Here is a 23,604-nt window from a genome sequence, read left to right as displayed (position 1 = left end):
TAGATTTTCTAAACGTCGGGAGACGCGTGAGCATCCATGACACGCCCTTGGTTGCGACCCATGACCTGTGCGAGCACAGCGAACAACAGGCGTCGGTTTTGCCTTTGAGCTGGTTGGTGACGAGCTAATCACCCTCTGTAACGGCGGAGCGTCAAGTGAGATCCACGTACAAGGGTTCCGAGCTGTAGGCCGGATTGAACTTTGATCAAATGCCAATGCCCAGATACCAAGAGACAGCGATCAATTGACCGAGGTAATCGATGACATTCAATGAGGAAAAATTAATCGCTCTGCGCAAGAAGTATGGCGAAAGCCACGGCGGAGAATTTTTCGATGCCAATTTCCGTAACGTGGCGGATAAGATCTTCTCGAAGAGCGGCACCCGGCTTGCGCCATATGCCGGCATCCCGACCTTCCTGTCGGCACCCCATATGCCGGCCTATGCGGAAAATCCGGAGTTTGGCAATCTGCAGGTCGCGATCCTGGGCGTGCCGATGGATCTCGGCGTGACCAATCGGCCCGGTTCCCGCTTTGGACCGCGCGCGCTGCGCGCTATCGAGCGCATCGGTCCCTATAATCACGTTCTCGGCTGCGCGCCCGTTTTCGATCTCAACGTCGCCGATATCGGCGATGTTCCGTTCCAGAGCCGCTATCGTCTCGAACTCAGCCAAGACGATATAGAAAAGCGCATCAACCAGATCGTCGATGCCGGCGTGCTGCCGCTGTCCGTCGGCGGCGATCACTCGATCACGCATCCGATCCTGAAGGCCGTCGGCAAGAAGGCGCCGGTCGGTCTTATTCATATCGACGCCCATTGCGATACCGGCGGCTCCTTCGACCAGACGAAGTTCCATCATGGCGGTCCGTTCCGAAATGCCGTCCTCGACGGCGTGCTCGACCCGACGCGGACGATCCAGATCGGGATTAGGGGATCGGCGGAATATCTTTGGGAATTCTCCTATGAATCCGGCATGACGGTCATTCATGCAGAACAGGTGACCGGCCTCGGCATCCCGGCCATCGTCGAGAAGGCCAGACAGATCGTCGGCGACGGCCCGACCTATCTTTCCTTCGATATTGACAGCCTCGATCCGAGTTTTGCGCCTGGCACCGGAACGCCGGAGGTCGGCGGTCTGACCACCCGGGAGGTGCTGGAGCTCATCCGCGGCCTGAAAGGCATCAATCTGGTCGGCGGCGATGTGGTCGAGGTGGCGCCGCAATATGATGCGACGACCAACACGGCCCACGCGGGCGCGCAGACGCTGTTCGAAATCCTGAGCCTGATGGTTTTCAGCCCCTCGGTGAAATAGCGCGGGGCAACATCGGGTGGAAATGGAATGAGCGGCGGGCTTGTGAGCGCCTGTCTTATGGTCTTCGACAAAGCGGTTGAGAAGGCGATCGATATCGGTGTAGCAATCGATTTCAAAAGGATAATCGATATGCCTATCGCTGCCGCCAATTCGCTCGTTGCTCGTCTTTCACCCCCACCAATTCCCTCTGTCATCGCCTGGAGCCGCGAATATACCGGTGGAAAGGGCGCGCTCATCGATCTCTCGCAAGCAGTGCCGGGCTATCCGGCGCATCCGGAGATGCTGCGACTGCTCGGCGAGGCCGCCGCATCGCAGGCCATGACCGGCTACGGACCGATCGAGGGAGAGGCGGTCTTGCGGACGGCCTATGCGCGACATGTGAGCGGGCTTTACGGTGCGCCCGTCGGTGCTGAGAATGTCCATATCACCTCCGGCTGCAATCAAGCCTTCATGTGCGCGGCCATCGCACTTGCAGGCGCCGGCGAAACCGTAGCACTGACCAATCCCTTCTATTTCAATCACGATACGACACTGGCAATGCTCGGGATCAAGCGTGCGTTGGTCGCATGTGATGCGGCCAATGGATTTCTTCCCGATCTCGCATCCGCCGAACAAGCGCTGGCTGCCGGAGCGCGCGCCCTGGCGATCGTCACGCCCAACAATCCGAGCGGCGCAGTCTATCCGCCGGCATTGTTGCATGATCTGTTCCTGTTGTGCCGGAAACACGGCGCCTGGCTGATCCTGGACGAGACCTATCGCGATTTCCTGGCGGCGGGTTACGGGCCTCCGCACGCGCTGCTCTCCGAGCCCGGATGGAAGGAAACGCTCGTTCTCCTTTACAGCTTCTCGAAGTCCTTCTGCATTCCCGGCCACAGGCTCGGCGCAATTACGGCGGGACCGAAGCTGCTCGCCGAGATCACCAAGGTCATGGACAATATGCAGATCTGCGCGCCGCGCTCAGCGCAGCATGCCGTCGCCGAGGCCTTGCCGGTGCTGGCCACCTGGCGGGCCGACAACCGGCTGGAAATCGCCAGGCGGGCGGATGCGTTGAAGGCGGTGATCGCTGAGTTGCCCGGCTGGGATATCGCCGCGATCGGCGCCTATTTTGCTTTCATCCGCCATCCGTTCGCCGATCAGCCATCCACGGTGGTCGCCGAGCGGCTTGCAAAACAGGCAGGTATCATTTCGATCCCCGGCGCCTATTTCGGCGAAGGGCAGGAGCGATATCTGCGCCTGGCCTTTGCCAACGCCGATACGGCTTCGATCGGCCTGCTCGGTGAACGCCTGCGCTGATCAGGCGGGGGTCGCGAACCGATTTGCGGGCATGGAGAGCCCGAGATTCTCGCGAAGTGTCGAACCTTCATATTCCTCGCGGAACAATCCGCGGCGACGCAGTTCCGGCAAGACAAGCGTCACGAAATCGTCGAGGCTTGCCGGCAAGGTCGGGAACATCAGGATGAAGCCGTCGGCGGCGCGCGTCTCGAACCATTCCTCCATGAAGTCAGCGATTTCGGCCGGCGTGCCGGTCATGCCGTTGCCCGTATGCTTTTCCGCATAATGGCGGATGAGTTCTCCTACGGTGCGGCCGTTCTTGACGAAGTCGACCAGTTCGTCGAAGAGCGCCCGCGAGCCCTTCGGCGCGTCCGGCAGCCGGTCCATCGGAAAAGGCTTGTTGAGAGGCACGCCGCGCAGATCCGCCTCCAGGAATTCCGAAAGCATCAGGCGACCAACATCGGGATGCATCTTGTCGATCAGATAATCGACCTTCGCCTGCGCTTCGGCTCTGGTCTCACCGACATTGATGACGACGCCCGGCATGATCTTGAGATCATTCGGGTCGCGTCCGTAGGCCGGCATACGTTTTTTCACATTTTCATAGAAGGCCCGGTTGCGGTCGATGTTGGACGCGAGGCTGAAGACGATCTCCGCCGTGCGCGCCGCCATTTCCATGCCGGGTTCGGAGCCACCGGCCTGCGCGATAACCGGGCGGCCCTGGGGTGTCCGGGCGATATTGAGGGGACCGCGCACTTGGAAATGCTTACCCTTGTGGTTCAGCGTATGATGCTTAGTCTTGTCGTAATAGACCCCGTTCTTGCGGTCGAGAAGTAGGGCGCCGTCCTCAAAACTATCCCACAGGCCGAAGACGACATCGACGAATTCGTTGCCTCGCTCATAGCGCAAGGCATGCGGATCCAGGCCCTCGCGATTGAAATTGTAGCCGGTCTCGTCATGGTCGGAGGTGACGACATTCCAACAGGCGCGGCCGCCGCTCAGATGATCTATCGAGGCGAAGAGGCGCGCGACGTTATAAGGCTCGTAGTAGCTCGTCGACACGGTTGCGACCAGACCAAGGTTCCGTGTGGTGACCGAAAGCGCCGATAGCAGTGAAAGCGGCTCGAAGCGGTTCATCTTAGTGGGAATACGGGCGAGAGCATCAGGATCGCCGACGGCTGCGGCGGGTGAATCCGCCATGAACATGAAGTCGAACTTTGCCGCCTCCGACCGTTTGGCAACCTCAAGAAGATGGGCAAAGTCGTTGGCGCCGTTGATATCGCTGGCAGGATGAAGCCACGATGCCGGATGGAAGCCGAACGTGTAGACAAAGGTGCCGAGCTTCATCTTACGCGCCATAAAATTCCAGCCTCCAAGATTGATGATTGTGCAAATTATCGCCGCGCCGATTTTTCGAGCAATAGTGCTGAACTATCTTTCATTTTAGTTTTTCTAAAAGATTGGCAAGATTTTCATTGCGGGGCGGAAATCCGCGCCTGCTGCCGCGAAATCGTCATCAGCCAATCGCGGAAGGCGGCACCGTGGGATTTCTGCAGCGCTGACCTATCCCAGGCCAGGAAATAGCTTTCGCGAAGCGGGATCCGGATATCGAGGGGGATGACCAGCGCCTGAGCTTCCAGCTCATCGGCGATCATCGACATTTGCGCGAGGACGATGCCACGTTTTTTGACGGCAGCGTCGATCGCGCTACTTGATAAGGTGAAGGACAGTCCAGGCGTCGTTTCCCTGAGAGTCGCGCCCACTTTCGCGGCGAAGTCGACCCAACTGGGGTACGGGGTGAAGTGCCTTTCCCATTCGACATGCAATAGCGGATAGTCGAAAAGTTCAAATGCCGACGGCTTACGCTCTTGAATGAGCGCCGGCGAGCAGGCGGGCACGACCCAGTCGCGGAATAGTTCACTGTAATGCTCGTGCTGCAGCACGTTCGATCCGTAGCTGATGCGAAAGTCGATTTCGTCGAAGCCCATACGTGGCTCACTGTCGCGACCGATGATCCGGACATGGGCATCCGGATGAAGCGCCTGCCAGCCGAAGATAAGCCGGCCGATCCACTTATTGACGACGGAAGACAAGGCACTCAGGACGAGGGCATTTTCATTGCGTGCCCGCTCCAGCATGCGTTCGGCAATCGCGAATTGCTCGAAGCCTTTGGATATCTCCTGATGATAAAGCCTGCCCCAGAGGGTCAGCTCCGTGGTGCGGCCGTTGCGCTCCAGAAGCGTCACGCCCAGAAAGCTTTCGATCTTGCGCACCTGCTGGCTGATCGCGCCGGGCGAAACGTTCAATTCCAGGGCAGCGGCCGTCACGCTGCCGCAGCGGCCGACGGCTTCGAAGGCCTGCAAGCCTTTAAGCGGAATGGCTTTGAAGCGGCGCGGCGCACTCACGTTGCGTTTCTCCGGGACGAATAGTCGGACATTTCCTGCTCGGTCGGCTGAAAGTCACCGGCGAATTGAAAGCGGTCGCCGGGATGGGTGATTTCGACATAGGTGACGGTCCGGCCATTTTGCCATGTCTGGCGAATGAGCGTCAGGCAGGCGTCACCACGCTCGGTCTCGAGCAGCCTGGCGGTGGCCGGATCTGCGGAAACGGCGCGAATGATGTGCCTTGCCTTCGACCACGGCACCTGCTCCAGCAACCATTTGGCCGGCGGAACGGATGCGAAGTTTTCATTCCTGGCAAGCGGTACGGCATCAAGCATGATGATGCGTCGCTCGATTGCGTTCGGCTTGCCGTCGACGAGGTGCAGACATTGCAGCTTGAGAACCTCCGCACCCGGACTTTCACCCAATAAGACGGCCCCTGACGTATCCAGTTTCTCTATCTGCCGCTTCAGTATGCGGTGGTCGTGCTCGTGTCCGGCAAGCTCCGCCTCGGTACTGATATCCTGAATATCCATGACCGTGCGATCGATCTGCCGCGAGGCGACAAAGGAGCCTGTCTTGCGCCGCCGGACGATCATGCCGCGCTCGGCGAGCGCCGACAGCGCCTTGTTCACGGTCATCCGCGAGCATTGGTATTGGTCGGCGAGTTCATGCTCGATCGGGATACGCTGGCCAGGTTTCCAGTCGCCATTCATGATCTTCGCCTCGATGTCTCCGAAGATTCTATGATGAATTGAGACCAACACTCACCTCGATCCCGCGACGGCGTTCAGATCCTGGCCTCAATGCGAGGCGGCTTCGGCCAAAGGTCCGGCACGTTTTTTGCTTTTCAAGACTTTTACATTGACACTGTATGCCGAGCTATATCTATTTGTATAGACAAAAGCGGGCCAGAGAAGCTCGTTCGGCGGGAAACGCTGGGGAACCTGGACTCTTCCGCTGGAAGGGCAAAACTGGAGAGAAGATCATGAAGAAGAATTCATTGCTCAAAGGGTTGATGAGCGCCGCGTTCCTGCTCGGGGCGACACTTTCCGCGCACGCTGCAGATACGCTGGCGACGGTCAAGGCCGCCGGCACCCTGAAGGTCGGCACCGAGACGGCCTTCGCACCCTTTGACTTCATCGACGCTGGTGAGCATGTCGGATTGAACGTCGATCTTTTCGACGAGATCGGCAAGGAGCTCGGTGTGAAGATCGAGTGGGTGACGTTGCCCTGGGACGGCGTTTTCCCTGCTTTGGAAGCCGGAAAATTCGACGTGGTGGCCGGCCCGGCGACGATTACCAAGAAACGCATGGAGCGCTATCGCTTTACGCCGCCGCTGGCCGAAGCGACCATAGCCATTCTCAAAAAGGCGGGCGATCAAACCATCAGCAAGCCGGAAGACATCGCTGGCAAGAAGATCGGCGTCGGCAAGGCAACCTCGCAGCTCGATCAGCTCAAGGAATTCTCCGAGACATTGCCGACGAAAGCGGACATTCGTGAATATCCGGCCTTTACCGAATCCTATGCCGATCTTGCCGCCGGTCGCATCGCCGGCGTGGCAAACTCTCTGCCGAACATCGCATTCGTCGCCAAGCAGCGTGAGGGTGTCTTCGAAGTCGTGCTGCCGCCCTTCGGCAAAAAATCCTATTTCGGCTTTATCGGCCTGAAGGATACCGATCACACGCCGCTAATGGATGCGATCGATGCCGCGATGCTGAAGATAAAGGCGGACGGCAGAATGGCCGCGCTGCAGAAGAAGTGGTTCGGCGCGACCTTCGACACCCCGGATTCGGTCAAGGACCCAGCATTCTGATCGATTGATCGTCATCACCAATCATGCCCCGGATGTGCCGGGGCATGATTGGAAGCATATCCGGTTTCATGACCGCCAAGGGGACGACATCCAACCCTCATGTCCTTCAAACTCTTCGAATTGCTGCTGCAGGCTTCGATCTATACGGTCACGATCAGCGTCGTATCAATCCTGATCGGTTTCGCCATCGCGATCCTGCTGTCGGGCATGCTGCTTTCGCTGCGGCGCCATCTGGTGCTGCCTGCCCGGATTTTTATCAGCTTTTTTCGCGGTGTGCCGCTGCTCGTGCAATTGCTGCTGATTTACAATCTTCTGCCAGTTATTGGCATCAATGTGCCAAGCGTTGTGGCGGCGGTCATTGGCCTGTCGCTCTGTACCGCCGCTTATCAAGCGGAAAACCTGCGGGGCGGCTTTGCCAGTGTTCCCGTCGGGCTGGTCGAATCCGCTGAAATGGTCGGCTTGACGCCCGGTCAGATCTTTCGCCGCATCAAGGTTCCGACCGCCCTTCGCCTGACATTGCCTGCCCTCGTCAACGAAGCGATCCTCATTCTCAAGGCGTCGTCTCTCGTCTCCGTTGTCGGCATTGTCGAATTGACGCGCATGGCGCAGGATCTCGCCGGCAGCACCTTTCTGCCCCTGCAGCTCTTCGCGTCAGCCGGCTTGATCTATCTGGTGATCAACTGGATCGTCGCATTGGCCGGCGGCCTGATCGAACGCTCTCTTCCTGGAGCACCCCGATGAGCTTCGACATCAACGTCCTCATCGAGCAATGGCCTGCGATCGTCAGCGGCGCGGGCGTCACGATCATGATTTGGGTTTTCGGCACGATTGCCGCCGCCGCCCTTGGCTTTCTGCTGGCTGTCGCCAGGCAATATGGCGGTCTGGTGGTCGATAAGGCGCTTGGTCTTATTGTCGCGGTCCTGCGCGGTACACCCTTCCTGATCCAGATATTCCTAGTCTATTATGGCGGTCCTTTCGTCGGTCTGTCGCTCGATCCCCTACCCGCCGGGCTGATCGGCATCTCGATCTATGGTGCGGCCTATTTTAGCGAAATTTTCCGCTCCGGCTTTCGGGCAGTCCCAAGGGGGCACATCGAAGCCGGTGAATGCGTCGGCCTCACGCAAGGGCAGATCGTCAGGCGCATCCTGCTGCCGGAAATGACCATGCTGGTGCTGCCGCCGTCGGTGAACATGGCGGTGATCCTCATGAAGGAGACGGCAGTACTGTCGATCATTACCGTGCCGGAACTGACGGCGACATTGAGCGCCATAGGCTCGCAGCAATACGCCTTCGTGGAAGCGCTTTCCGCGCTGGCGCTCTTTTATTGGGTGCTGGTCGAATTCACCGGCCGGCTTGGCAATCTCGCCGAAACGAAACTTTCCAGATTCAGGTTTTTCAACGCATGAGCGTTCCCGCAATCGCAGTCAACAATCTTGTCAAGAAGTTCGGGGATTCCACTGTCCTGCAAGGCATCGACCTCGAGATAGCGCAGGGACAAGTCTCCTGCCTGATCGGCCCTTCCGGCTCCGGCAAGAGCACGCTTTTACGCTGCATGGCCTTTCTCGAAGAGGCAACCCGCGGCACGATTGCCATCAATGGCGAGGTACTTGGCTTCAGCGAGAACGCCGAGGGTGTGCGGGAGCGCGTTCCTGCGGCTACGAACCGAACAATCCGCGCCCAGATCGGCATGGTCTTCCAGCAGTTTAATCTTTGGCCGCACATGACGGCGCTCGGCAATGTCAGCGAGGCACTAAAGATGGTTCACAGGCTGAGCCGCAAACAGGCCGAGGATCTGGCGTTGGCTCAGCTTGTGAAAGTCGGGCTGGAAGCGCGCGCCGGGCACTATCCCTCGCAGCTTTCCGGCGGCCAGCAACAGCGTGTCGCCATTGCCCGCGCATTGGCGCTCAAGCCTAAGATCATGCTGTTTGACGAACCAACCTCTTCGCTCGATCCGGAGCTAACGGGCGAGGTGCTGAATGTCATGCGCGATCTGGCGGCCGAGGGCATGACCATGGTCGTGGTCTCACACGAGATCGGCTTCGCCGCGACGGTCGGTCAGCAGATCATCTTCCTCGACCATGGCAAGGTACTGTTTACAGGGGCGCCGCAAGACGTGTTCAAGAAACCGCGAAATCCGCGTCTGGAGCAGTTCCTAGACACCTATCTCGATCGCGGCGCGTCCATGCTTCTCTAAGCGCAGCTGCAGCTATAGCAACAGGCTCAGTGAAACCGTCGCCGTAACGTTAGCGGTGGCCGTCGCTGGCATCTGACGTTTCTTACCCAGAGCGGCTAGGACCGCTCAAGCTTCTCAGGATCTACCCCTAAAGCGACGGCGTCTCTTCCAGCAGCTCGCGGACGAAGTCGAACATGCCATGGCGGCGGTCGCGGCGCAGGCGTTCGGCTTTGACGATCGACTGGACGGCGTCGAACGCGGCATTAAGATCGTCGTTTATGATGACGTAGTCGTATTCGCGCCAGTGGGCGATCTCGGCGCGGCTGTTGGCGAGGCGCGTCTGAATGACCTCCTCGGAATCCTCGGCGCGGCGGTGCAGGCGCGACTGGAGCTCGGTCATGGTCGGCGGCAGCACGAAGATCGAGACGACGTCGGCCGACATCTTCTCCTGCAGTTGCTGGGCGCCCTGCCAGTCGATATCGAAGAGCATGTCACGGCCTTCTGCCATCGCCTGCTCGACCGGCTCACGCGGCGTGCCGTAGAAATTGCCGTGCACCTCGGCCCATTCGAGCAGCGCGTCGCTATCGCGCAGCCGCTCGAACTCGCGCACACTCTTGAAGTGGTAATGCACATCCTCGACTTCGCTCGGGCGGCGCTGGCGCGTGGTGACGCTGACGGAGAGGCCTATTTGCCTGTCCTGCTCCAGCAGCGTACGCGCGATGGTGGACTTGCCGGCGCCCGACGGCGACGAGATGACAAGCATCAGACCGCGGCGGGCGATCTGGACGGGCGAGGGTTTCGCCGGTTTCATGTCCTACTCCAAATTCTGGACCTGCTCGCGGAACTGGTCGATCACAACTTTCAGCTCGATGCCGGCGGCGGTAACCGCCGAGGCATTCGACTTCGAGCAGATGGTATTCGATTCGCGGTTAAATTCCTGTGCAAGGAAATCGAGCCGGCGCCCGGCAGGGCCATCTTTCACCAGGAGATCGCGCGCTGCGGCGACGTGCGCCTTCAGACGATCGATTTCCTCGCGCAGATCCGCCTTGGTCGCCAGCAATGCGGCTTCGGCATGCAGCCTGTCGCGGTCGAGCGCGGCCATGCCGTCCATCAACAAGGCGACTTGCGCGGCAAGCCGTGCGGCGATCTCCTGCAGCGAGCGTGAGGGATCGGCCGCGATCGTGCGCGTCAGACCGTCGATTGTCGTGACATGGTCGAGGAGAATGCGGGTCAGCGCCGCCCCTTCCTGCTCTCGCATGGCTCTCAGATCTGAAAGCGCGGCCAACAGGCCGGCTGCGATATCGGCATCACGGGCGGCAAGCGCTTCCTCGCCATCCTCGCTTTCCCGGAATTCAACGATGCCGCGCACCAGAAGCAGCGTATCGAGCTTCAGCGGCGCCGGATCAATTATCCCGTCCAATTGTTCGCGCATGGCAAGCACGGCGGCAAGCGCTTGCTTGTTCAGCACTGCATCGAAGCGGTTCTCGTCGGCGGTGACGGACAGCGATGCCTGCAGGTTGCCGCGGCTGAAGCTTTCGCCGGCGAGGCGGCGGACGTCTGCCTCCATACGTTCGAGGCCGGGTGGCAGGCGCAGCCGCAGATCGAGGCCCTTGCCGTTGACCGAGCGCAGTTCCCATGCCCAGCGCCAGCGGCCGCTCGTTCCCTCGCGCCGCGCAAAACCGGTCATGGACTGCAAAGCCATCCGAGCCTCCAGAAACTATCAGTTAATCTTCTTTTTCTTCGGCGGCACGACGGTCGCGCCGTCATCCGCCGGCTGTTCTTCCGGCTGGCCGTCGACGGCGATGCTCGGATCCGAGCCCTTGTCGGCTTCGAGCTTGCGCCAGTGCTTGACGTTGGCGTTGTGCTCCTCGAGCGTAGCAGCGAAAACATGGCCGCCGGTGCCGTCGGCGACAAAGTAGAGATCCTGGGTCTTCCAGGGATTGGCGACGGCTTCCAGCGCATCCTTACCGGGATTGGCGATCGGCGTCGGCGGCAGACCCTTGATGACATAGGTGTTGAATGGCGTGTCCCGCTTCAGGTCCGACTGGTAGATCGGCCGGTCGGCCGGTTTGCCGTCGCCGCCGAAGAGACCGTAGATGATCGTAGGGTCGGACTGCAGGCGCATGCCCTTGCCGAGGCGGTTCAGGAAAACCGAGGCGACATGGGCACGTTCGTCGGCAACGCCGGTTTCCTTTTCGACGATCGAGGCGAGCGTCACGAGTTCTTCCTTGGACCGCAGCGGCAGCGAAGAGTCGCGCTTGTCCCAGATCTGATCGACGATTTTCTGCTGTGCCGCCTCCATCTGCTCGATGATTTCCGAGCGCTTGGTGCCGCGCGAGAACTTGTAGGTATCCGGGCGAAGGCTGCCCTCGGCCGGAAGGGCGGCCGGCAGGTCGCCTTCCAGCACCCGATCCTCCAGCATGCGGTTGAACATCTGGCGGACCGTCAGGCCTTCGGGGAAGGAAACAGAATAGAGAATGGATTTGCCCGATTTCAGAAGCTCCATGATATCGCTCATGGAGGCTCTGGCCTTGATCTCATATTCACCGGCCTTCAGGCTCTCGCCGGCAGAAAGATGCGTTGCCGTGAGATAACGGAAGATGCGGGCATCGCCGATGATCGCGTTGCGTTCGAGGTTCGTCGCAATTTCGGCCAGACCGGCGCCATTGCGGATAATGAAATTGGTATTGGTCTGCAGCGGACCGGGGTTCCGATAGGTCGATGTGGCGTAGTAGAAGGCGATGATGGCGACAACGCAGACCACAACTGCCATCGTCATGATGAAGTTCAGGAAAAGAACCACCTGGCCGCGGGCTTTCTTGGACCGTTTCGGCGGCTCCGGAACGCGCTCCGGACGCAGGGCTTCGCTGGGCGACTTCGGGATGATCGGCCCCTTCTGCGCCTGGGTATCGTTGCTCTGGTTCGTCGTATCGCTCACCGGCAATCCTCTAAAACTTGACCCTCACTTCGCTATTTCGCGAAGCAATGCGGCAAAAGCAGGTTCTGCCGCCGTTCAACGGCGCTTCCGCTCGTTATGCTCGCGCCCCCCGCTACGCAACGCAGAGGACGGTTGCGGCGCAAGAGACACCCATTACACCGCGCGGACAGGACCGTTATTGCGCGTAACGGCGCAGGACGAGCGACGCGTTCGTGCCGCCAAATCCGAACGAGTTGGATAGCGCCACATTGATTTCTCGCTCACGTGCCTTGTGCGGAACAAGATCGATCGCCGTCTCGCGTTCGGGATTGTCGAGATTGAGCGTCGGCGGCGCGGTATTATCGCGGATGGCAAGCGTGGTGAAAATCGCCTCGATCGCGCCGGCAGCACCGAGAAGATGCCCGGTTGCCGATTTTGTCGAAGACATGGAGATCTTCGACGCCGCATTGCCGACCAGCCGCTCGACGGCGCCGAGTTCGATCGTGTCGGCCATGGTCGAGGTGCCGTGGGCGTTGATGTAGTCGATATCGGCCGCCGTCAGCCCGGCGCGCTTCAGCGCCATCGCCATGCAGCGGCCGGCGCCCTCGCCGTCTTCGGACGGAGCGGTGATGTGATAGGCGTCGCCCGACAGGCCGTAGCCGACGATTTCGGCATAGATCTTGGCGCCGCGCGCCTTGGCGTGTTCAAGCTCTTCGAGCACGACGATGCCGGCGCCCTCGCCCATGACGAAGCCGTCGCGGTCGCGGTCATAGGGGCGCGAGGCCTTCTGCGGATCGTCGTTGTGCTGAGTCGACAGCGCCTTGCAGGCGGCAAAGCCGGCGAGCGAAATGCGGCTGACCGGGGATTCTGTGCCGCCGGCGACCATGACGTCGGCATCGCCGAGTGCAATCAGCCGCGCGGCATCGCCGATCGCATGCGCGCCTGTCGAGCAGGCGGTGACGACCGAATGATTGGGTCCGCGCAGCTTGTGGCGGATCGAAACCTGGCCGGAGACGAGGTTGATCAGGCGGCCGGGAATGAAGAAGGGGGAGATGCGGCGGGGGCCCTTGTCGCGCAGTGTGTACCCTGCCTCGACGATGCCTTCGATGCCGCCGATGCCGGAGCCGATCAGCACGCCGGTGGCGATCTGGTCCTCATCGGTCTCGGGATGCCAGCCGGCGTCGGCAAGCGCCATGTCGGCGGCAGCCATGCCGTAGATGATGAAGGGATCGACCTTGCGCTGCTCTTTGGGCTCCATCCACTGATCGACATTGAAGGTGCCGTCGGTGCCGTCGCCGACGGGAATGCGGCAGGCGATCTTGGCGGGAAGGTCGTCGACCTCGAATTCGGTGACCAGGCGGGCGCCGTTCTGACCGGCAAGCAGCCGGGACCACGTCACCTCGGTTCCGCATCCTAAGGGTGATACCATGCCGGTACCCGTTATGACGACACGTCTCATCGCGTGCTTTCCCCCGTCTCTTATGTTCTATGGAGAAATATGCCGAAAAGAAAAGGGCGGACTCCAGGCCCGCCCTTTCTTAAAATTACAGGATCAGGCCTGGGCCTTCTCGATAAACTTCACGGCATCGCCGACCGTCAGGATCGAGTCGGCGGCGTCGTCAGGAATTTCAACGCCGAATTCTTCTTCGAAAGCCATGACAAGTTCGACCGTGTCGAGCGAGTCGGCGCCCAGATCGTCGATAAAGCTGGCGCTCTCGACGACCTTGTCGGCATCGACGCCAAGATGATCAATAACAATTTTCTTTACGCGTTCTGCGATATCGCTCATGTCGGTTTCCTCGACCTTATGTCCTGATCGGAATGCCGTTGCGGCACCCTACCCTGTTTCAGCCTGCGATGTTTTCAGACATCCTCGGCAAACTCGTTTACCCGGCTTCAGAGATGTCCCAGGCTTGCAAAAAGCCGGCCGGTCCGTCTGCTTTCTCGGGACGACTGTTGACAGTCATGGCCCGCTTAACATGCTTTATGTCTGCCGCAAAGCGAGAAAATCAACGGTTCGTGATTGCTCAACATGCTATTGGCGGAAATATCCCCATGCCAGCGGTTTGTCGTTTCAGATCATCGCCATGCCGCCGTTTACGTGCAGCGTCTGGCCCGTCATATAGGCAGCCTCGGAGGACGCAAGATAAGCGACCGCCGAAGCAACCTCACCGCCCGTGCCCATGCGCTTCATCGGGATCGCTCCCATGATCGCTTCCTTCTGCTTGTCGTTCAGCTTGCCGGTCATGGCGCTTTCGATGAAGCCTGGCGCCACGCAGTTGACCGTCACGTTGCGGGTGGCGATCTCCTGGGCCAGCGACTTGGTGAAGCCGATCATGCCGGCCTTGGAGGCGCAGTAATTGGTCTGGCCCGCATTGCCGGTGACGCCGACGATGGAGGTGATGTTGATGATGCGGCCATAGCGGCGACGCATCATCGGATGCGTCAATTCGCGCGTCAGCCGGAAGGTCGACGTCAGGTTCACTTCAAGAACGGCATCCCAATCCTCGTCGCTCATGCGAACGAACAGGCCGTCCTTGGTGATGCCGGCATTGTTGACGAGGATATCGACGCCTTCGAGTTCGGCCTCGGCCTTCTGGCCAAGCGCCTTGACCTCATCGCGGTCGGAAAGGTTTGCCGGGAAGATCTTGACGCGCTCGCCGAGTTCGGCGGCCAGCGCTTCCAGCTTCTCGACGCGGGTGCCGTGCAGACCGACGATAGCGCCCTGCTTATGAAGAAGGCGGGCGATTTCCTCGCCGATACCGCCCGATGCGCCGGTGACGAGAGCCTTGCGGCCGGAAAGATCGAGCATGGAAACGTTCCTTATCTTTGGATATCTGGATCTTTGGATATCTGGAAATACCAATCAGGCCATGAGGGCGGCGACGGCCGCGTCGATATCCGCCGGACCGTTGACGGAGATGCCGTTGATCGTCTTGTCGATGCGGCGGGCAAGGCCGGTCAGCACCTTGCCGGAGCCGAGTTCATAAAGCGTCGTCACGCCATTGCCGGCGAACCATTCCACCGTCTCGCGCCAGCGCACCTGACCGGTCACCTGATCGACTAGGAGGCCGGCGATCTCATCGGCGCTGGTCACGGGCGCGGCACGGACATTGGCAATGAGGGGCACGACGGGATCGGCCTTGGCGACCGTTGCCAGCGCTTCGCGCATGGCCTCGGCGGCGGGCGCCATCAGTGTCGAATGGAACGGAGCGGAGACCGGCAGCAGAATGGCGCGCTTGGCGCCCTTGTCGGTCGCCAGGCCGGCGGCCTTTTCGACAGCTGTCTTCTCACCCGAGATGACGATCTGGCCGCCGCCATTGTCGTTGGCGATCTGGCAGGCGCCGAGGACGGCCGCTGCCTCGCAGACGGCGACGACGTCGGCATGTTCGAGGCCGATGATCGCGGCCATAGCACCGGCACCGACAGGGACGGCCGCCTGCATGGCATTGCCGCGGATGCGCAACAGCCGCGCGGTGTCGGCGAGCGAAAAGGTTCCGGCGGCGCAAAGTGCCGAATATTCGCCGAGCGAGTGACCGGCGACGTAGGCGACCTTGGACTTCAGATCCAGCCCTTTGGCCTCCAGGACGCGGACGACGGCGATCGAGACAGCCATCAGCGCCGGCTGGGCGTTCGCCGTCAGGGTTAACGTATCCTCGGGACCGCTGAACATGACGTCCGAAAGCTTTTCACCGAGCGCCGCATCGACCTCTTCGAAAACGACGCGGGCTTCGGCGAAATTCTCGGCGAGATCCTTGCCCATGCCGACGGCCTGACTGCCCTGACCGGGAAAAGTGAAAGCAATGGTCATTCTCGTGTCCCTGGCTGATGCCCCTGATTGCGCCCCATGAGGCTGTTTTGCCTCCAATTGACATTCTTTCGGGCAGAGTCAAGTGGCGGCTCATTCTCCGCAAAGCCTTTCTCCCCGGCGCAAAAGCCAGGTTTTTGCTCTTGCGCTCCGCCAAATCGAGCCTAGATTTGCGCGGACCCTCCCTAAGGCTTCACCTCTCTCCCAAGGTTTTCCCATGCAGTACAATTCACTAGGCCGCACCGGCATTTCCGTTTCAGAGATTTGCCTTGGCACCATGACCTGGGGTTCGCAGAACAGCGAAACCGACGCTCACGCGCAGATGGATTACGCCGTCGAAAAGGGCGTCAATTTCTTCGATACCGCCGAACTCTACCCAACCACGCCCGTTTCGCCGGAAACACAGGGCCGGACCGAAGACTATATCGGCAGCTGGTTCGGCAAATCAGGCAAGCGAGGAGATATCGTGCTCGCCACCAAGGTCGCCGGCCGCGGCCGCGATTATCTGCGCGGCGGCGAAGGTGCGGATGCCAGGAATATACGGCTGGCGCTCGAGGCCAGCCTGACGCGGCTGAAGACGGATTACGTCGACCTCTACCAGATCCACTGGCCGAACCGCGGTCATTTCCATTTCCGCCAGAACTGGAGCTACAATCCCTTCAACCAGGATCGCGACCAGACCGTCGCCAATATGCTCGACATCCTGGAAACCCTCGGCGCACTGGTGAAGGAAGGCAAGATCCGGGCGATCGGCCTTTCCAACGAAACCACCTGGGGCATCCAGAAATACCTGACACTGTCAGAACAGAAGAGCCTGCCGCGCGTCGCCAGCGTCCAGAACGAATACAATCTGCTCTACCGCCATTTCGACCTCGATCTCGCCGAACTCTCGCACCATGAGGATGTCGGGCTGCTCGCCTATTCGCCGCTCGCCGGCGGCATCCTGTCCGGTAAATATGTCGATGGCCGCAGGCCGAAAGGTTCGCGCGGCTCGATCAACCACGATATCGGCGGCCGCCTGCAGCCGCTGCAGGAGCCGGCGACCAAAGCCTATCTGGCGATCGCGGCCAGTTACGGCCTCGACCCAACGGCCATGGCGATCGCCTTCTGCCTGTCGAGGCCCTTCATGGCCTCGGCCATCATCGGCGCAACCTCGATGGAGCAGCTGAAAGTCGATATCGGCGCGGCCGAGCTGACGCTTTCTAACGACGTGCTGGCGGAGATCGCCAAGGTGCATCGGCAGTATCCGCTGCCGCTCTGATTATATTCCTTGATTTCGATTTAAGGAATTATGCAATAGCCAGACGCTACCGATTGGTCTGCGTCGGGCTCGAGTGTCCGATTGAGCTTGCGTTTGCCCGAAAAATCCGTATAAGCCGCCCTGTTCGTTAATCCGGTCTTCTGGCTGGTGGCTGAACGGAGGGCCGGTTTCCTGTTGGAAATCGTTCGGAACGGAAGCGTTCCAGCCTCCCGTGTCTCCGCTCTCGACCGTCTCGGAAACGCTTTCTTGCCTGGGTCCGCCCAATCAGGAGCAGTCGTTGAGGCTTAGCCGCCGAATATCGGGTTGAACCAAACGCAAGAAAGGCAAAGCTGTCATGGCTCTTTATGAACATGTATTCCTTGCCCGGCAGGATATTTCCGCTCAGCAGGTCGATGCCCTCGTAGAACAGTACAAGGGTGTGATCGAAGCTAACGGCGGTAAAGTCGGGCGTATCGAGAACTGGGGCCTCAAGTCCCTTACCTATCGCATCAAGAAGAACCGCAAGGCGCACTACGCCCTGATGGACATCGATGCACCGGCTGCTGCCGTCCAGGAAATGGAACGTCAGATGCGCATCAGCGAAGACGTTCTTCGCTACATGACGATCGCCGTCGAGAAGCATGAAGAAGGGCCGTCTGCCATGACGCAGAAGCGCGACCGCGACGACCGTCCGCGCGAAGGCGGCCGTGGCCCGCGTGAAGGCGGCTTCGGCGATCGTGACCGCGGCCCGCGTCCGCCGCGTGAAGGTGGCTTCGACGACCGTCCGCGCCGTCCGCGCGAAGACCGTGTATAAGGGAGATCCGAGATATGTCTGAAACTTCCTCCGCTCCGGTCCGCCGCCCGTTCCATCGCCGCCGCAAGACCTGCCCGTTCTCCGGCGCCAACGCGCCGCGGATCGACTACAAGGACGTACGTCTGCTGCAGCGCTACATTTCCGAGCGCGGCAAGATCGTTCCGTCGCGCATCACGGCTGTTTCCCAGAAGAAGCAGCGCGAACTCGCCCAGGCGATCAAGCGCGCCCGTTTCCTCGGCCTGCTGCCCTACGTCGTAGCCTAATAGAATATGTGACCCCCGGATTCCTGATCTGGGGGTTGCCTCCCTTCTGCGATGGGCGCGGATCGGAACTCTTAAAACCCATGTTGAGACGTTTCTGAATTCGATTCAGCAACATCCTCTAACTGCTTGATGAAGCAGGACAGCGACCTTGAAACGACCGGATCTTAAAACGCTGCTGATCGGCGCACTCGCCGGATTGACCGCCGCCCTGCTGGTGCTGGGCGCGAGCGTGCAGCCGTCGTTTTTCAGCGCGCTCCTCTACACGGCCTCGGCGCTGCCGATCCTGATCGTCGGGCTCGGCTGGGGCAATGCCGCGGCGATCTCGGCCGTTGCCACTGCAGCGGCGCTCGGCGCGATCTTCATCTCGCCTTCCTTTGCGCTGATCATGACGCTGGTGACGCTCTTGCCGGCCGGCTGGCTCAGCCACCTCGCCAATCTCGCTCGCCCCGCCTCCGAACTCGGCGGCCCTGACCACCTGCTTGCCTGGTATCCGCTCTCCGATATTCTGCTGCATCTCTGCGGCCTGGTGACGATCGCCGTCATCGTCATCGGCGTGATGATCGGCTATGGGCCGGAGATCACCGATCCGATCGTCGATCTGCTGATCACCTCGGTCAAGCAGCAGCAGCCGGAATTCATGCCCGATCCGGCAGCCACCGCGCAGACCAAGTCGCTGATCCTGCTGATGCTGCCGGCTTTGCAGGGCGGCATGTGGGTCAGCATGCTGTTTGCCGCCTATTATTTCGCCGTGCGCATCGTCGCAGCGTCAGGTCGCGGCCTTCGCCCGCGCGAGGACATTCCCTCGTCGCTGCGCATGAACCGCAACTCGATCTTCATCTTCCTCGCCGGGCTTGCCGCCTGCTTCTTCGGCGGCGTTCCGGCGCTGGTCGGCGCGACGGTGATCGGCACCTTCGGCGCCGGCTTCGTGCTTTCCGGTTTCGCCTCGCTGCATTTCCGCACGCGCGGCAAGGACTGGCGCATCCCGGCCCTCATCCTTAGCTACCTGGCTTCGATGCTCATGCTGCTGCCAGCTCTCCTCATCCTCGTCCTCGGTCTCAGCGATACGCGCAAGGCGATCGCGCTGACCCCGACGAAAGATGCTGATGCCCCCAAACAATCCGACACGAAAATTTGAGACACAAGAAAGGCAAAAGAAAATGCAAGTCATCCTTCTCGAACGCATCTCCAAGCTCGGCCAGATGGGCGAAACCGTAAAGGTTCGCGACGGCTTTGCCCGTAACTACCTGCTTCCGCTCGGCAAGGCGCTGCGCGCCAACGCCGCCAACAAGACCCGCTTCGAAGCCGAGCGTTCGACGCTCGAAGCCCGCAACCTCGAGCGCAAGTCGGAAGCCCAGAAGGTTGCCGACGTTCTCGACGGCAAGTCCTTCATCGTCGTGCGTTCGGCCGGCGAAACCGGCCAGCTCTATGGTTCGGTCGCTGCCCGTGACGTCGTCGATATTCTCGCCGCCGAAGGCTTTAACATCGGGCGCAATCAGGTTCACCTCAACACGCCGATCAAGGCGATCGGCCTGCACAAGGTCGAGCTGCAGCTGCATGCCGAAGTCGAAATCCACGTCCAGCTGAACGTTGCCCGTTCTGCCGAAGAGGCAGAGCGCCAGTCCAAGGGCGAAGAACTCACCTCGGTCGACGCCATCTACGGCGTCGACGAAGACGCTCTGCGTCCTGAAGATTTCTTCGATCCGGAAGCCGACGGCGTCGACGAAGACGAAGCATAATATCGTCGGAGCAATCCACGACAGGAAGCCCGGCCACAGCGCCGGGCTTTTTCGTTGGGGATGTTTCGGATGTTTTTGCTGCGAGCCTTATCGCATCGCGCTAAAATAGAGTTCTCCGAAACGGATGGGCTGAGTCGGCGCCATACCGTGTCGTGCGGGTGACACTGCCGGTATTTCTCCTTTGCGTCGCCCAGGACTGTGGAGAAGTCGAACAACGTGCACAGCGTTCAGGATTTAAGCGAAGCGAGCCCCCGCTCCCCTCGCAGCCTCTTGATTTTCGCGTCCGGAATTGCAAATCCGGAGCTGGAAAAAGACAGAACGGATGATGATGAACGACGCCGCTCGAAAGATTGCAGCCGTTGCTCCCTCGGAGCAGCATTATCGCGAAGCACCCAACAATATCGAAGCCGAGCAGGCGCTTCTGGGTGCTATCCTGATGAACAACGACGCCTATTACCGGGTGTCGGACTTCCTGAAGCCGATTCATCTCTATGAACCGCTGCACAGGAAGATCTTCGAGGTTGCCGGCGATATCATCCGCATGGGCAAAATCGCCAATCCGGTGACGATCAAGACCTTCCTGAAGGCCGACGAGAAGGTCGGCGATATGACGGTTTCGCAATATCTGGCGAGCCTCGTCAGCAATGCCGTCACCGTCATCAATGCCGAGGATTACGGCCGGGCGATCTACGATCTGGCGCTGCGCCGGGCGCTGATCACCATCGGCGAAGATGTCGTCAACATCGCCTACGACGCGCCGCTCGACATGCCGCCGCAGTCGCAGATCGAGGATACCGAACGCCGCCTCTTCGAACTGGCGGAAAACGGCCGCTACGACGGCGGCTTCCAGGCCTTCAATGATGCGGTTGCGCTGGCGATCGACATGGCGGCCGTCGCCAAGGAACGCGACGGCGGGCTTTCCGGCATTTCCACCGGCATCCATTCGCTGGATTCCAAGATGGGCGGCCTGCAGCGTTCGGACTTGATCGTTCTTGCCGGACGTCCCGGCATGGGCAAGACTTCGCTTGCGACCAATATCGCCTACAATATCGCTGCCGCCTACGAAGGCGAAGTCCAGTCGGACGGCAGCACGAAGGCGAAGAACGGCGGCGTCGTCGGTTTCTATTCGCTGGAAATGTCGTCGGAACAGCTTGCCACCCGTATCATCTCCGAGCAGACGGAAGTCTCCTCCTCGAAGATCCGCCGCGGCGACATCAACGATGCCGATTTCGAAAAGCTCGTCGCCTGCTCGATGATGATGCAGAAGGTGCCGCTTTATATCGACCAGACCGGTGGTATCTCGATTGCCCAGCTTTCGGCGCGCGCGCGCCGTCTCAAGCGCCAGCGCGGCCTCGACGTGCTTGTGGTCGACTACATTCAGCTGATGACCGGCTCGGGCAAATCCAGCGACAACCGCGTGCAGGAAATCACCCAGATCACCACCGGCCTGAAGGCGCTCGGCAAGGAACTCAACGTTCCGATCATCGCTTTGTCGCAGCTCTCGCGTCAGGTGGAAAGCCGCGACGACAAGCGGCCGCAGCTCTCCGACCTTCGCGAATCCGGCTCGATCGAGCAGGACGCCGACGTTGTGCTCTTCGTGTTCCGCGAGGAATACTACGTCAAGAATTCGGAACCGCGCGACATCCACGATCCGAAATATCCGGAATGGGAAGCGCTGTTCGACAAGGTGAAGGGTACCGCCGACGTCATCATCGCCAAGCAGCGCCACGGGCCGACCGGCACGGTGAAGCTCGCCTTCCAGGCGGAATTCACCCGCTTTGCCGATCTCGCCGATCCGTCCTTCACCCAATATGAAGAGCACTGATCGCGCAGCGATGCTGCAGCGCCGGGCTTTCCATTGACAAAATCGACCTTTAAACTGGCCGGAGAATCCTCCTCCGGCCTCTTTTCGATGTGGATCATGAGCGATTTTCTCGACGCCCCCGAAGACGATAATTTTGCCTCGGCAGGCCTGCGACTGACCGTCGACCTGACGGCCTTGACGGAGAACTGGCGCGACATGGCGCGCCGCTCCGGTGCGGCGCGCGCCTCGGCGGTCGTCAAGGCGGATGCCTACGGCATGGGCATCGAGGATGCCGGCGAAGCGCTCTACATGGCAGGCGCCCGCGACTTCTTCGTCGCGACCGTCGACGAGGGTGTGACGCTTCGCCTCTATGCGCCCGAGGCGCGCATTTTCGTGCTCTCGGGCATATGGCCGGGCACCGAGCGGCGCTTCTTCGAAAACGATCTGGTTCCGGTGATCTCCTCTGACGAGCAGCTCGCCTTCTGGATGGCGGTACTTGCCGATTACGGTGACTACCCCTGCGCGCTGCATGTCGATACCGGCTTCAATCGGCTCGGATTGCATATGGACGATGCGATCGCGCTCGCCGACGACGTCTCACGTCCGGCGAGCTTCGCACCGGTGCTTGTCATGAGCCATCTCGCCTGCGCCGACGATCCCAGCCATGCGATGAACCGGCAGCAACTCGAATCATTCCACAGGGTTAGCGCCGCCTATGAAGGCATCGATTCAAGCCTTGCCGCCTCGGCCGGCATTTTCCTCGGCGAGGATTATCACTTCGACTTGACCCGTCCCGGCATCGCGCTTTATGGCGCCGAGGCGGTCTGCGGCCTGGCCAATCCGATGCGGCCGGTGGCAACCGCGGAAGCCCGCATCATCCAGGTGCGCAGCGTCGAGGCCGGCGAGACCGTCAGCTACGGGCGGGCGCTGCAGCTTGGCCGCAAAAGCCGGCTGGCGATCGCTTCGGCCGGTTATGCCGACGGCTACATGCGCAGCCTGTCGAGCGGCGGCGTGCCGCTGCGCCAGACCGTACCGCAGGGTGGGCAAGGCTTCATCGCCGGACGTAAGGTGCCGGTCGCGGGCAGGATCACGATGGACCTGACGATCTTCGACGTGACGGATCTGCCTGACAACGCCGTGCGCGCCGGGGATTATGTCGAGCTGTTCGGAAAGAACATGGCCCTGGACGATGTGGCGCGGGCGGCAGGCACGATCGGATACGAGATCCTGACCAGCATGGGGCTCCGCCACGAGCGGCGCTATGTCGCCGACGAGGAATAACCTACCCGTCAGCGGCTGCTGAGCGCAAGGCGGACGCCGAGCGCCAGGAAAAGCGCGCCGAGGCCGCGATCGAGCCATAACCCAATTTTTTGATTATGCCTGAGCGCATCGGCAAGGCGCCCTCCGAGGAGGACGAGCGGCGGCTCGATGAAGGCAGCGACGACGATGATCAGCCCGCCATGCAGCATGAGCTGGGCCCATGCCGGCCCTGCCCCTTCAACGACGAATTGCGGCAGGAAGGCCAGGAAGAAAATCGCCACTTTCGGATTGAGCAATGAAACCAGAATGCCCTGTCGGTAGATCCTTGCTGCCGGCATTTTTTCACCGGCAGTCTTTATCAGACCATTGCCGCCGCCGGCGCGCAAAGCCTGGATGCCCAGCCAGACGAGATAGGCGGCGCCGATCCATTTGACCGCGGAGAAGGCGACGGCGGAAGCGGCGAGCACGGCGGAAAGGCCGAGCGCTGCCATCAGTACATGCAGGCAGGCGCCGGACCAGACGCCGAACAACGCGGAAAAACCGGCGCGTTTTCCGCTTTTCATCGTGTGACCGAGGATGAAGGCGATGTCGGGGCCGGGCGACAGGTTGAGCAGAACCGCCGCTGAGAGAAATGCAAACCAGTGCGCAAGCGAATAATCGAACATCTTCCACCGTTCAGAATGAGCAGAGGCAAAGGATAGGCACGGGAGGCGCTGATGGGAAAATCATTAGTTTTGATCCGTCGCGATAGCCATTATCTCAGGCACGACAATGATTCGATGAAGCGGCGCGTCTGCTTCACTCGGGAAC

General features: G+C 60.6%; 24 protein-coding genes. 13 read left to right on the top strand and 11 right to left on the bottom strand.

Going from position 1 to position 23,604, the window contains the following annotated elements:
• Positions 1-260: 260 nt before the first annotated feature.
• Together speB and HJB89_RS09460 are read left to right on the top strand one after the other, a co-directional pair.
• Entirely contained in the window at positions 261-1,310 is a 1,050-nt protein-coding gene (speB, locus tag HJB89_RS09465) for an agmatinase (RefSeq protein WP_207583665.1), read from the top strand.
• Positions 1,311-1,439: 129 nt separating this feature from the next.
• Complete coding sequence (locus tag HJB89_RS09460; RefSeq protein WP_207583664.1) at positions 1,440-2,603, top strand: aminotransferase; 1,164 nt, start codon at positions 1,440-1,442, stop codon at positions 2,601-2,603.
• Here HJB89_RS09460 and HJB89_RS09455 read toward each other — a convergent pair whose 3' ends face one another.
• From HJB89_RS09455 to HJB89_RS09445, 3 genes are all read right to left on the bottom strand, one after another.
• Complete coding sequence (locus HJB89_RS09455) at positions 2,604-3,941, bottom strand: LLM class flavin-dependent oxidoreductase (RefSeq protein WP_207583663.1); 1,338 nt, start codon at positions 3,939-3,941, stop codon at positions 2,604-2,606.
• Positions 3,942-4,054: 113 nt separating this feature from the next.
• Positions 4,055-4,987: a LysR family transcriptional regulator gene (locus HJB89_RS09450; RefSeq protein WP_207583662.1), complete on the bottom strand. Its 933-nt coding sequence runs from the start codon at positions 4,985-4,987 to the stop codon at positions 4,055-4,057.
• Positions 4,984-5,727, bottom strand: a complete 744-nt coding sequence (locus HJB89_RS09445; protein WP_207584281.1) for a UTRA domain-containing protein — start codon at positions 5,725-5,727, stop codon at positions 4,984-4,986. The genes HJB89_RS09450 and HJB89_RS09445 overlap by 4 nt, the downstream gene beginning before the upstream one ends.
• Before the next feature lie 224 nt (positions 5,728-5,951).
• Between HJB89_RS09445 and HJB89_RS09440 the strand changes: the two genes are divergently transcribed.
• From HJB89_RS09440 to HJB89_RS09425, 4 genes are all read left to right on the top strand, one after another.
• Positions 5,952-6,779 carry a transporter substrate-binding domain-containing protein gene (locus HJB89_RS09440; protein WP_207583661.1) on the top strand — a complete coding sequence of 276 codons (828 nt, stop codon included), beginning with the start codon at positions 5,952-5,954 and terminating at the stop codon, positions 6,777-6,779.
• A 99-nt stretch (positions 6,780-6,878) separates the two neighbouring features.
• Positions 6,879-7,520: an amino acid ABC transporter permease gene (locus tag HJB89_RS09435; protein WP_164008695.1), complete on the top strand. Its 642-nt coding sequence runs from the start codon at positions 6,879-6,881 to the stop codon at positions 7,518-7,520.
• Entirely contained in the window at positions 7,517-8,185 is a 669-nt protein-coding gene (locus HJB89_RS09430) for an amino acid ABC transporter permease (RefSeq protein WP_207583660.1), read from the top strand. Before HJB89_RS09435 ends, HJB89_RS09430 begins: the two co-directional genes overlap by 4 nt.
• Entirely contained in the window at positions 8,182-8,973 is a 792-nt protein-coding gene (locus HJB89_RS09425) for an amino acid ABC transporter ATP-binding protein (RefSeq protein WP_207583659.1), read from the top strand. The genes HJB89_RS09430 and HJB89_RS09425 overlap by 4 nt, the downstream gene beginning before the upstream one ends.
• A 127-nt stretch (positions 8,974-9,100) precedes the next feature.
• Here HJB89_RS09425 and gmk read toward each other — a convergent pair whose 3' ends face one another.
• The 7 genes from gmk to fabD all read right to left on the bottom strand — a co-directional run bounded on the left by gmk (position 9,101) and on the right by fabD (position 15,680).
• The gene (gmk, locus tag HJB89_RS09420) at positions 9,101-9,763 is read right to left on the bottom strand and encodes a guanylate kinase (RefSeq protein WP_207583658.1); all 663 of its coding nucleotides are present in this window, start codon (positions 9,761-9,763) and stop codon (positions 9,101-9,103) included.
• A 3-nt stretch (positions 9,764-9,766) separates the two neighbouring features.
• Positions 9,767-10,654 (bottom strand): YicC/YloC family endoribonuclease, encoded by an 888-nt coding sequence (locus tag HJB89_RS09415; protein ID WP_221131494.1) that lies wholly within the window; start codon positions 10,652-10,654, stop codon positions 9,767-9,769.
• Between the two features lie 18 nt (positions 10,655-10,672).
• A complete protein-coding gene (gene mltG, locus HJB89_RS09410) occupies positions 10,673-11,890 on the bottom strand; it encodes an endolytic transglycosylase MltG (protein WP_207583656.1) in 1,218 nt (405 codons plus the stop codon).
• Positions 11,891-12,065: 175 nt separating this feature from the next.
• Complete coding sequence (gene fabF, locus HJB89_RS09405) at positions 12,066-13,328, bottom strand: beta-ketoacyl-ACP synthase II (RefSeq protein WP_207583655.1); 1,263 nt, start codon at positions 13,326-13,328, stop codon at positions 12,066-12,068.
• 93 nt (positions 13,329-13,421) lie between these two features.
• On the bottom strand, positions 13,422-13,658 hold the full coding sequence (locus tag HJB89_RS09400) for an acyl carrier protein (protein ID WP_003547058.1): 237 nt from the start codon (positions 13,656-13,658) through the stop codon (positions 13,422-13,424).
• A 285-nt stretch (positions 13,659-13,943) separates the two neighbouring features.
• On the bottom strand, positions 13,944-14,681 hold the full coding sequence (gene fabG, locus HJB89_RS09395; protein ID WP_207583654.1) for a 3-oxoacyl-[acyl-carrier-protein] reductase: 738 nt from the start codon (positions 14,679-14,681) through the stop codon (positions 13,944-13,946).
• 54 nt (positions 14,682-14,735) lie between these two features.
• Positions 14,736-15,680, bottom strand: a complete 945-nt coding sequence (gene fabD / locus HJB89_RS09390) for an ACP S-malonyltransferase (RefSeq protein ID WP_207583653.1) — start codon at positions 15,678-15,680, stop codon at positions 14,736-14,738.
• A gap of 214 nt (positions 15,681-15,894) precedes the next feature.
• Here fabD and HJB89_RS09385 point away from each other — a divergent pair, with 214 nt between their 5' ends.
• From HJB89_RS09385 to alr, 7 genes are all read left to right on the top strand, one after another.
• Positions 15,895-16,938, top strand: coding sequence for an aldo/keto reductase (locus tag HJB89_RS09385; RefSeq protein WP_221149637.1), 1,044 nt, complete (start codon positions 15,895-15,897; stop codon positions 16,936-16,938).
• Between the two features lie 334 nt (positions 16,939-17,272).
• Positions 17,273-17,731, top strand: coding sequence for a 30S ribosomal protein S6 (gene rpsF, locus HJB89_RS09380; protein ID WP_207583651.1), 459 nt, complete (start codon positions 17,273-17,275; stop codon positions 17,729-17,731).
• Positions 17,732-17,745: 14 nt separating this feature from the next.
• Complete coding sequence (gene rpsR / locus HJB89_RS09375; RefSeq protein ID WP_003547038.1) at positions 17,746-17,994, top strand: 30S ribosomal protein S18; 249 nt, start codon at positions 17,746-17,748, stop codon at positions 17,992-17,994.
• Between the two features lie 148 nt (positions 17,995-18,142).
• Entirely contained in the window at positions 18,143-19,129 is a 987-nt protein-coding gene (locus HJB89_RS09370) for a DUF2232 domain-containing protein (RefSeq protein ID WP_164008680.1), read from the top strand.
• Positions 19,130-19,151: 22 nt separating this feature from the next.
• Entirely contained in the window at positions 19,152-19,730 is a 579-nt protein-coding gene (rplI, locus tag HJB89_RS09365; protein WP_207583650.1) for a 50S ribosomal protein L9, read from the top strand.
• Positions 19,731-20,058: 328 nt separating this feature from the next.
• Positions 20,059-21,555, top strand: coding sequence for a replicative DNA helicase (locus HJB89_RS09360; protein ID WP_207584280.1), 1,497 nt, complete (start codon positions 20,059-20,061; stop codon positions 21,553-21,555).
• Positions 21,556-21,642: 87 nt separating this feature from the next.
• Positions 21,643-22,815 (top strand): alanine racemase, encoded by a 1,173-nt coding sequence (gene alr, locus HJB89_RS09355; RefSeq protein ID WP_405048987.1) that lies wholly within the window; start codon positions 21,643-21,645, stop codon positions 22,813-22,815.
• An 8-nt stretch (positions 22,816-22,823) separates the two neighbouring features.
• On the opposite strand, the gene HJB89_RS09350 is transcribed toward alr, so the two are convergent.
• Positions 22,824-23,459 carry a LysE family translocator gene (locus tag HJB89_RS09350; protein ID WP_221149634.1) on the bottom strand — a complete coding sequence of 212 codons (636 nt, stop codon included), beginning with the start codon at positions 23,457-23,459 and terminating at the stop codon, positions 22,824-22,826.
• Positions 23,460-23,604: the final 145 nt, after the last annotated feature.

The organism is Rhizobium sp. NZLR8 (assembly GCF_019685025.1).
Lineage (GTDB): Bacteria > Pseudomonadota > Alphaproteobacteria > Rhizobiales > Rhizobiaceae > Rhizobium.
Note: the sequence above shows the minus strand (reverse complement) of the source record. Positions and strands in the feature narration are given on the sequence as shown.

Coding starts and splice junctions, on each gene's coding strand:
- speB (WP_207583665.1), top strand. CDS start 261: ATGACATTCAATGAGGAAAAATTAATCGCTCTGCGCAAGAAGTATGGC.
- HJB89_RS09460 (WP_207583664.1), top strand. CDS start 1,440: ATGCCTATCGCTGCCGCCAATTCGCTCGTTGCTCGTCTTTCACCCCCA.
- HJB89_RS09455 (WP_207583663.1), bottom strand. CDS start 3,941: ATGGCGCGTAAGATGAAGCTCGGCACCTTTGTCTACACGTTCGGCTTC.
- HJB89_RS09440 (WP_207583661.1), top strand. CDS start 5,952: ATGAAGAAGAATTCATTGCTCAAAGGGTTGATGAGCGCCGCGTTCCTG.
- HJB89_RS09435 (WP_164008695.1), top strand. CDS start 6,879: ATGTCCTTCAAACTCTTCGAATTGCTGCTGCAGGCTTCGATCTATACG.
- HJB89_RS09430 (WP_207583660.1), top strand. CDS start 7,517: ATGAGCTTCGACATCAACGTCCTCATCGAGCAATGGCCTGCGATCGTC.
- HJB89_RS09425 (WP_207583659.1), top strand. CDS start 8,182: ATGAGCGTTCCCGCAATCGCAGTCAACAATCTTGTCAAGAAGTTCGGG.
- gmk (WP_207583658.1), bottom strand. CDS start 9,763: ATGAAACCGGCGAAACCCTCGCCCGTCCAGATCGCCCGCCGCGGTCTG.
- HJB89_RS09415 (WP_221131494.1), bottom strand. CDS start 10,654: ATGGCTTTGCAGTCCATGACCGGTTTTGCGCGGCGCGAGGGAACGAGC.
- fabF (WP_207583655.1), bottom strand. CDS start 13,328: ATGAGACGTGTCGTCATAACGGGTACCGGCATGGTATCACCCTTAGGA.
- HJB89_RS09400 (WP_003547058.1), bottom strand. CDS start 13,658: ATGAGCGATATCGCAGAACGCGTAAAGAAAATTGTTATTGATCATCTT.
- fabG (WP_207583654.1), bottom strand. CDS start 14,681: ATGCTCGATCTTTCCGGCCGCAAGGCTCTCGTCACCGGCGCATCGGGC.
- fabD (WP_207583653.1), bottom strand. CDS start 15,680: ATGACCATTGCTTTCACTTTTCCCGGTCAGGGCAGTCAGGCCGTCGGC.
- HJB89_RS09385 (WP_221149637.1), top strand. CDS start 15,895: ATGCAGTACAATTCACTAGGCCGCACCGGCATTTCCGTTTCAGAGATT.
- rpsF (WP_207583651.1), top strand. CDS start 17,273: ATGGCTCTTTATGAACATGTATTCCTTGCCCGGCAGGATATTTCCGCT.
- rpsR (WP_003547038.1), top strand. CDS start 17,746: ATGTCTGAAACTTCCTCCGCTCCGGTCCGCCGCCCGTTCCATCGCCGC.
- rplI (WP_207583650.1), top strand. CDS start 19,152: ATGCAAGTCATCCTTCTCGAACGCATCTCCAAGCTCGGCCAGATGGGC.
- HJB89_RS09360 (WP_207584280.1), top strand. CDS start 20,059: ATGAACGACGCCGCTCGAAAGATTGCAGCCGTTGCTCCCTCGGAGCAG.
- alr (WP_405048987.1), top strand. CDS start 21,643: ATGTGGATCATGAGCGATTTTCTCGACGCCCCCGAAGACGATAATTTT.
- HJB89_RS09350 (WP_221149634.1), bottom strand. CDS start 23,459: ATGTTCGATTATTCGCTTGCGCACTGGTTTGCATTTCTCTCAGCGGCG.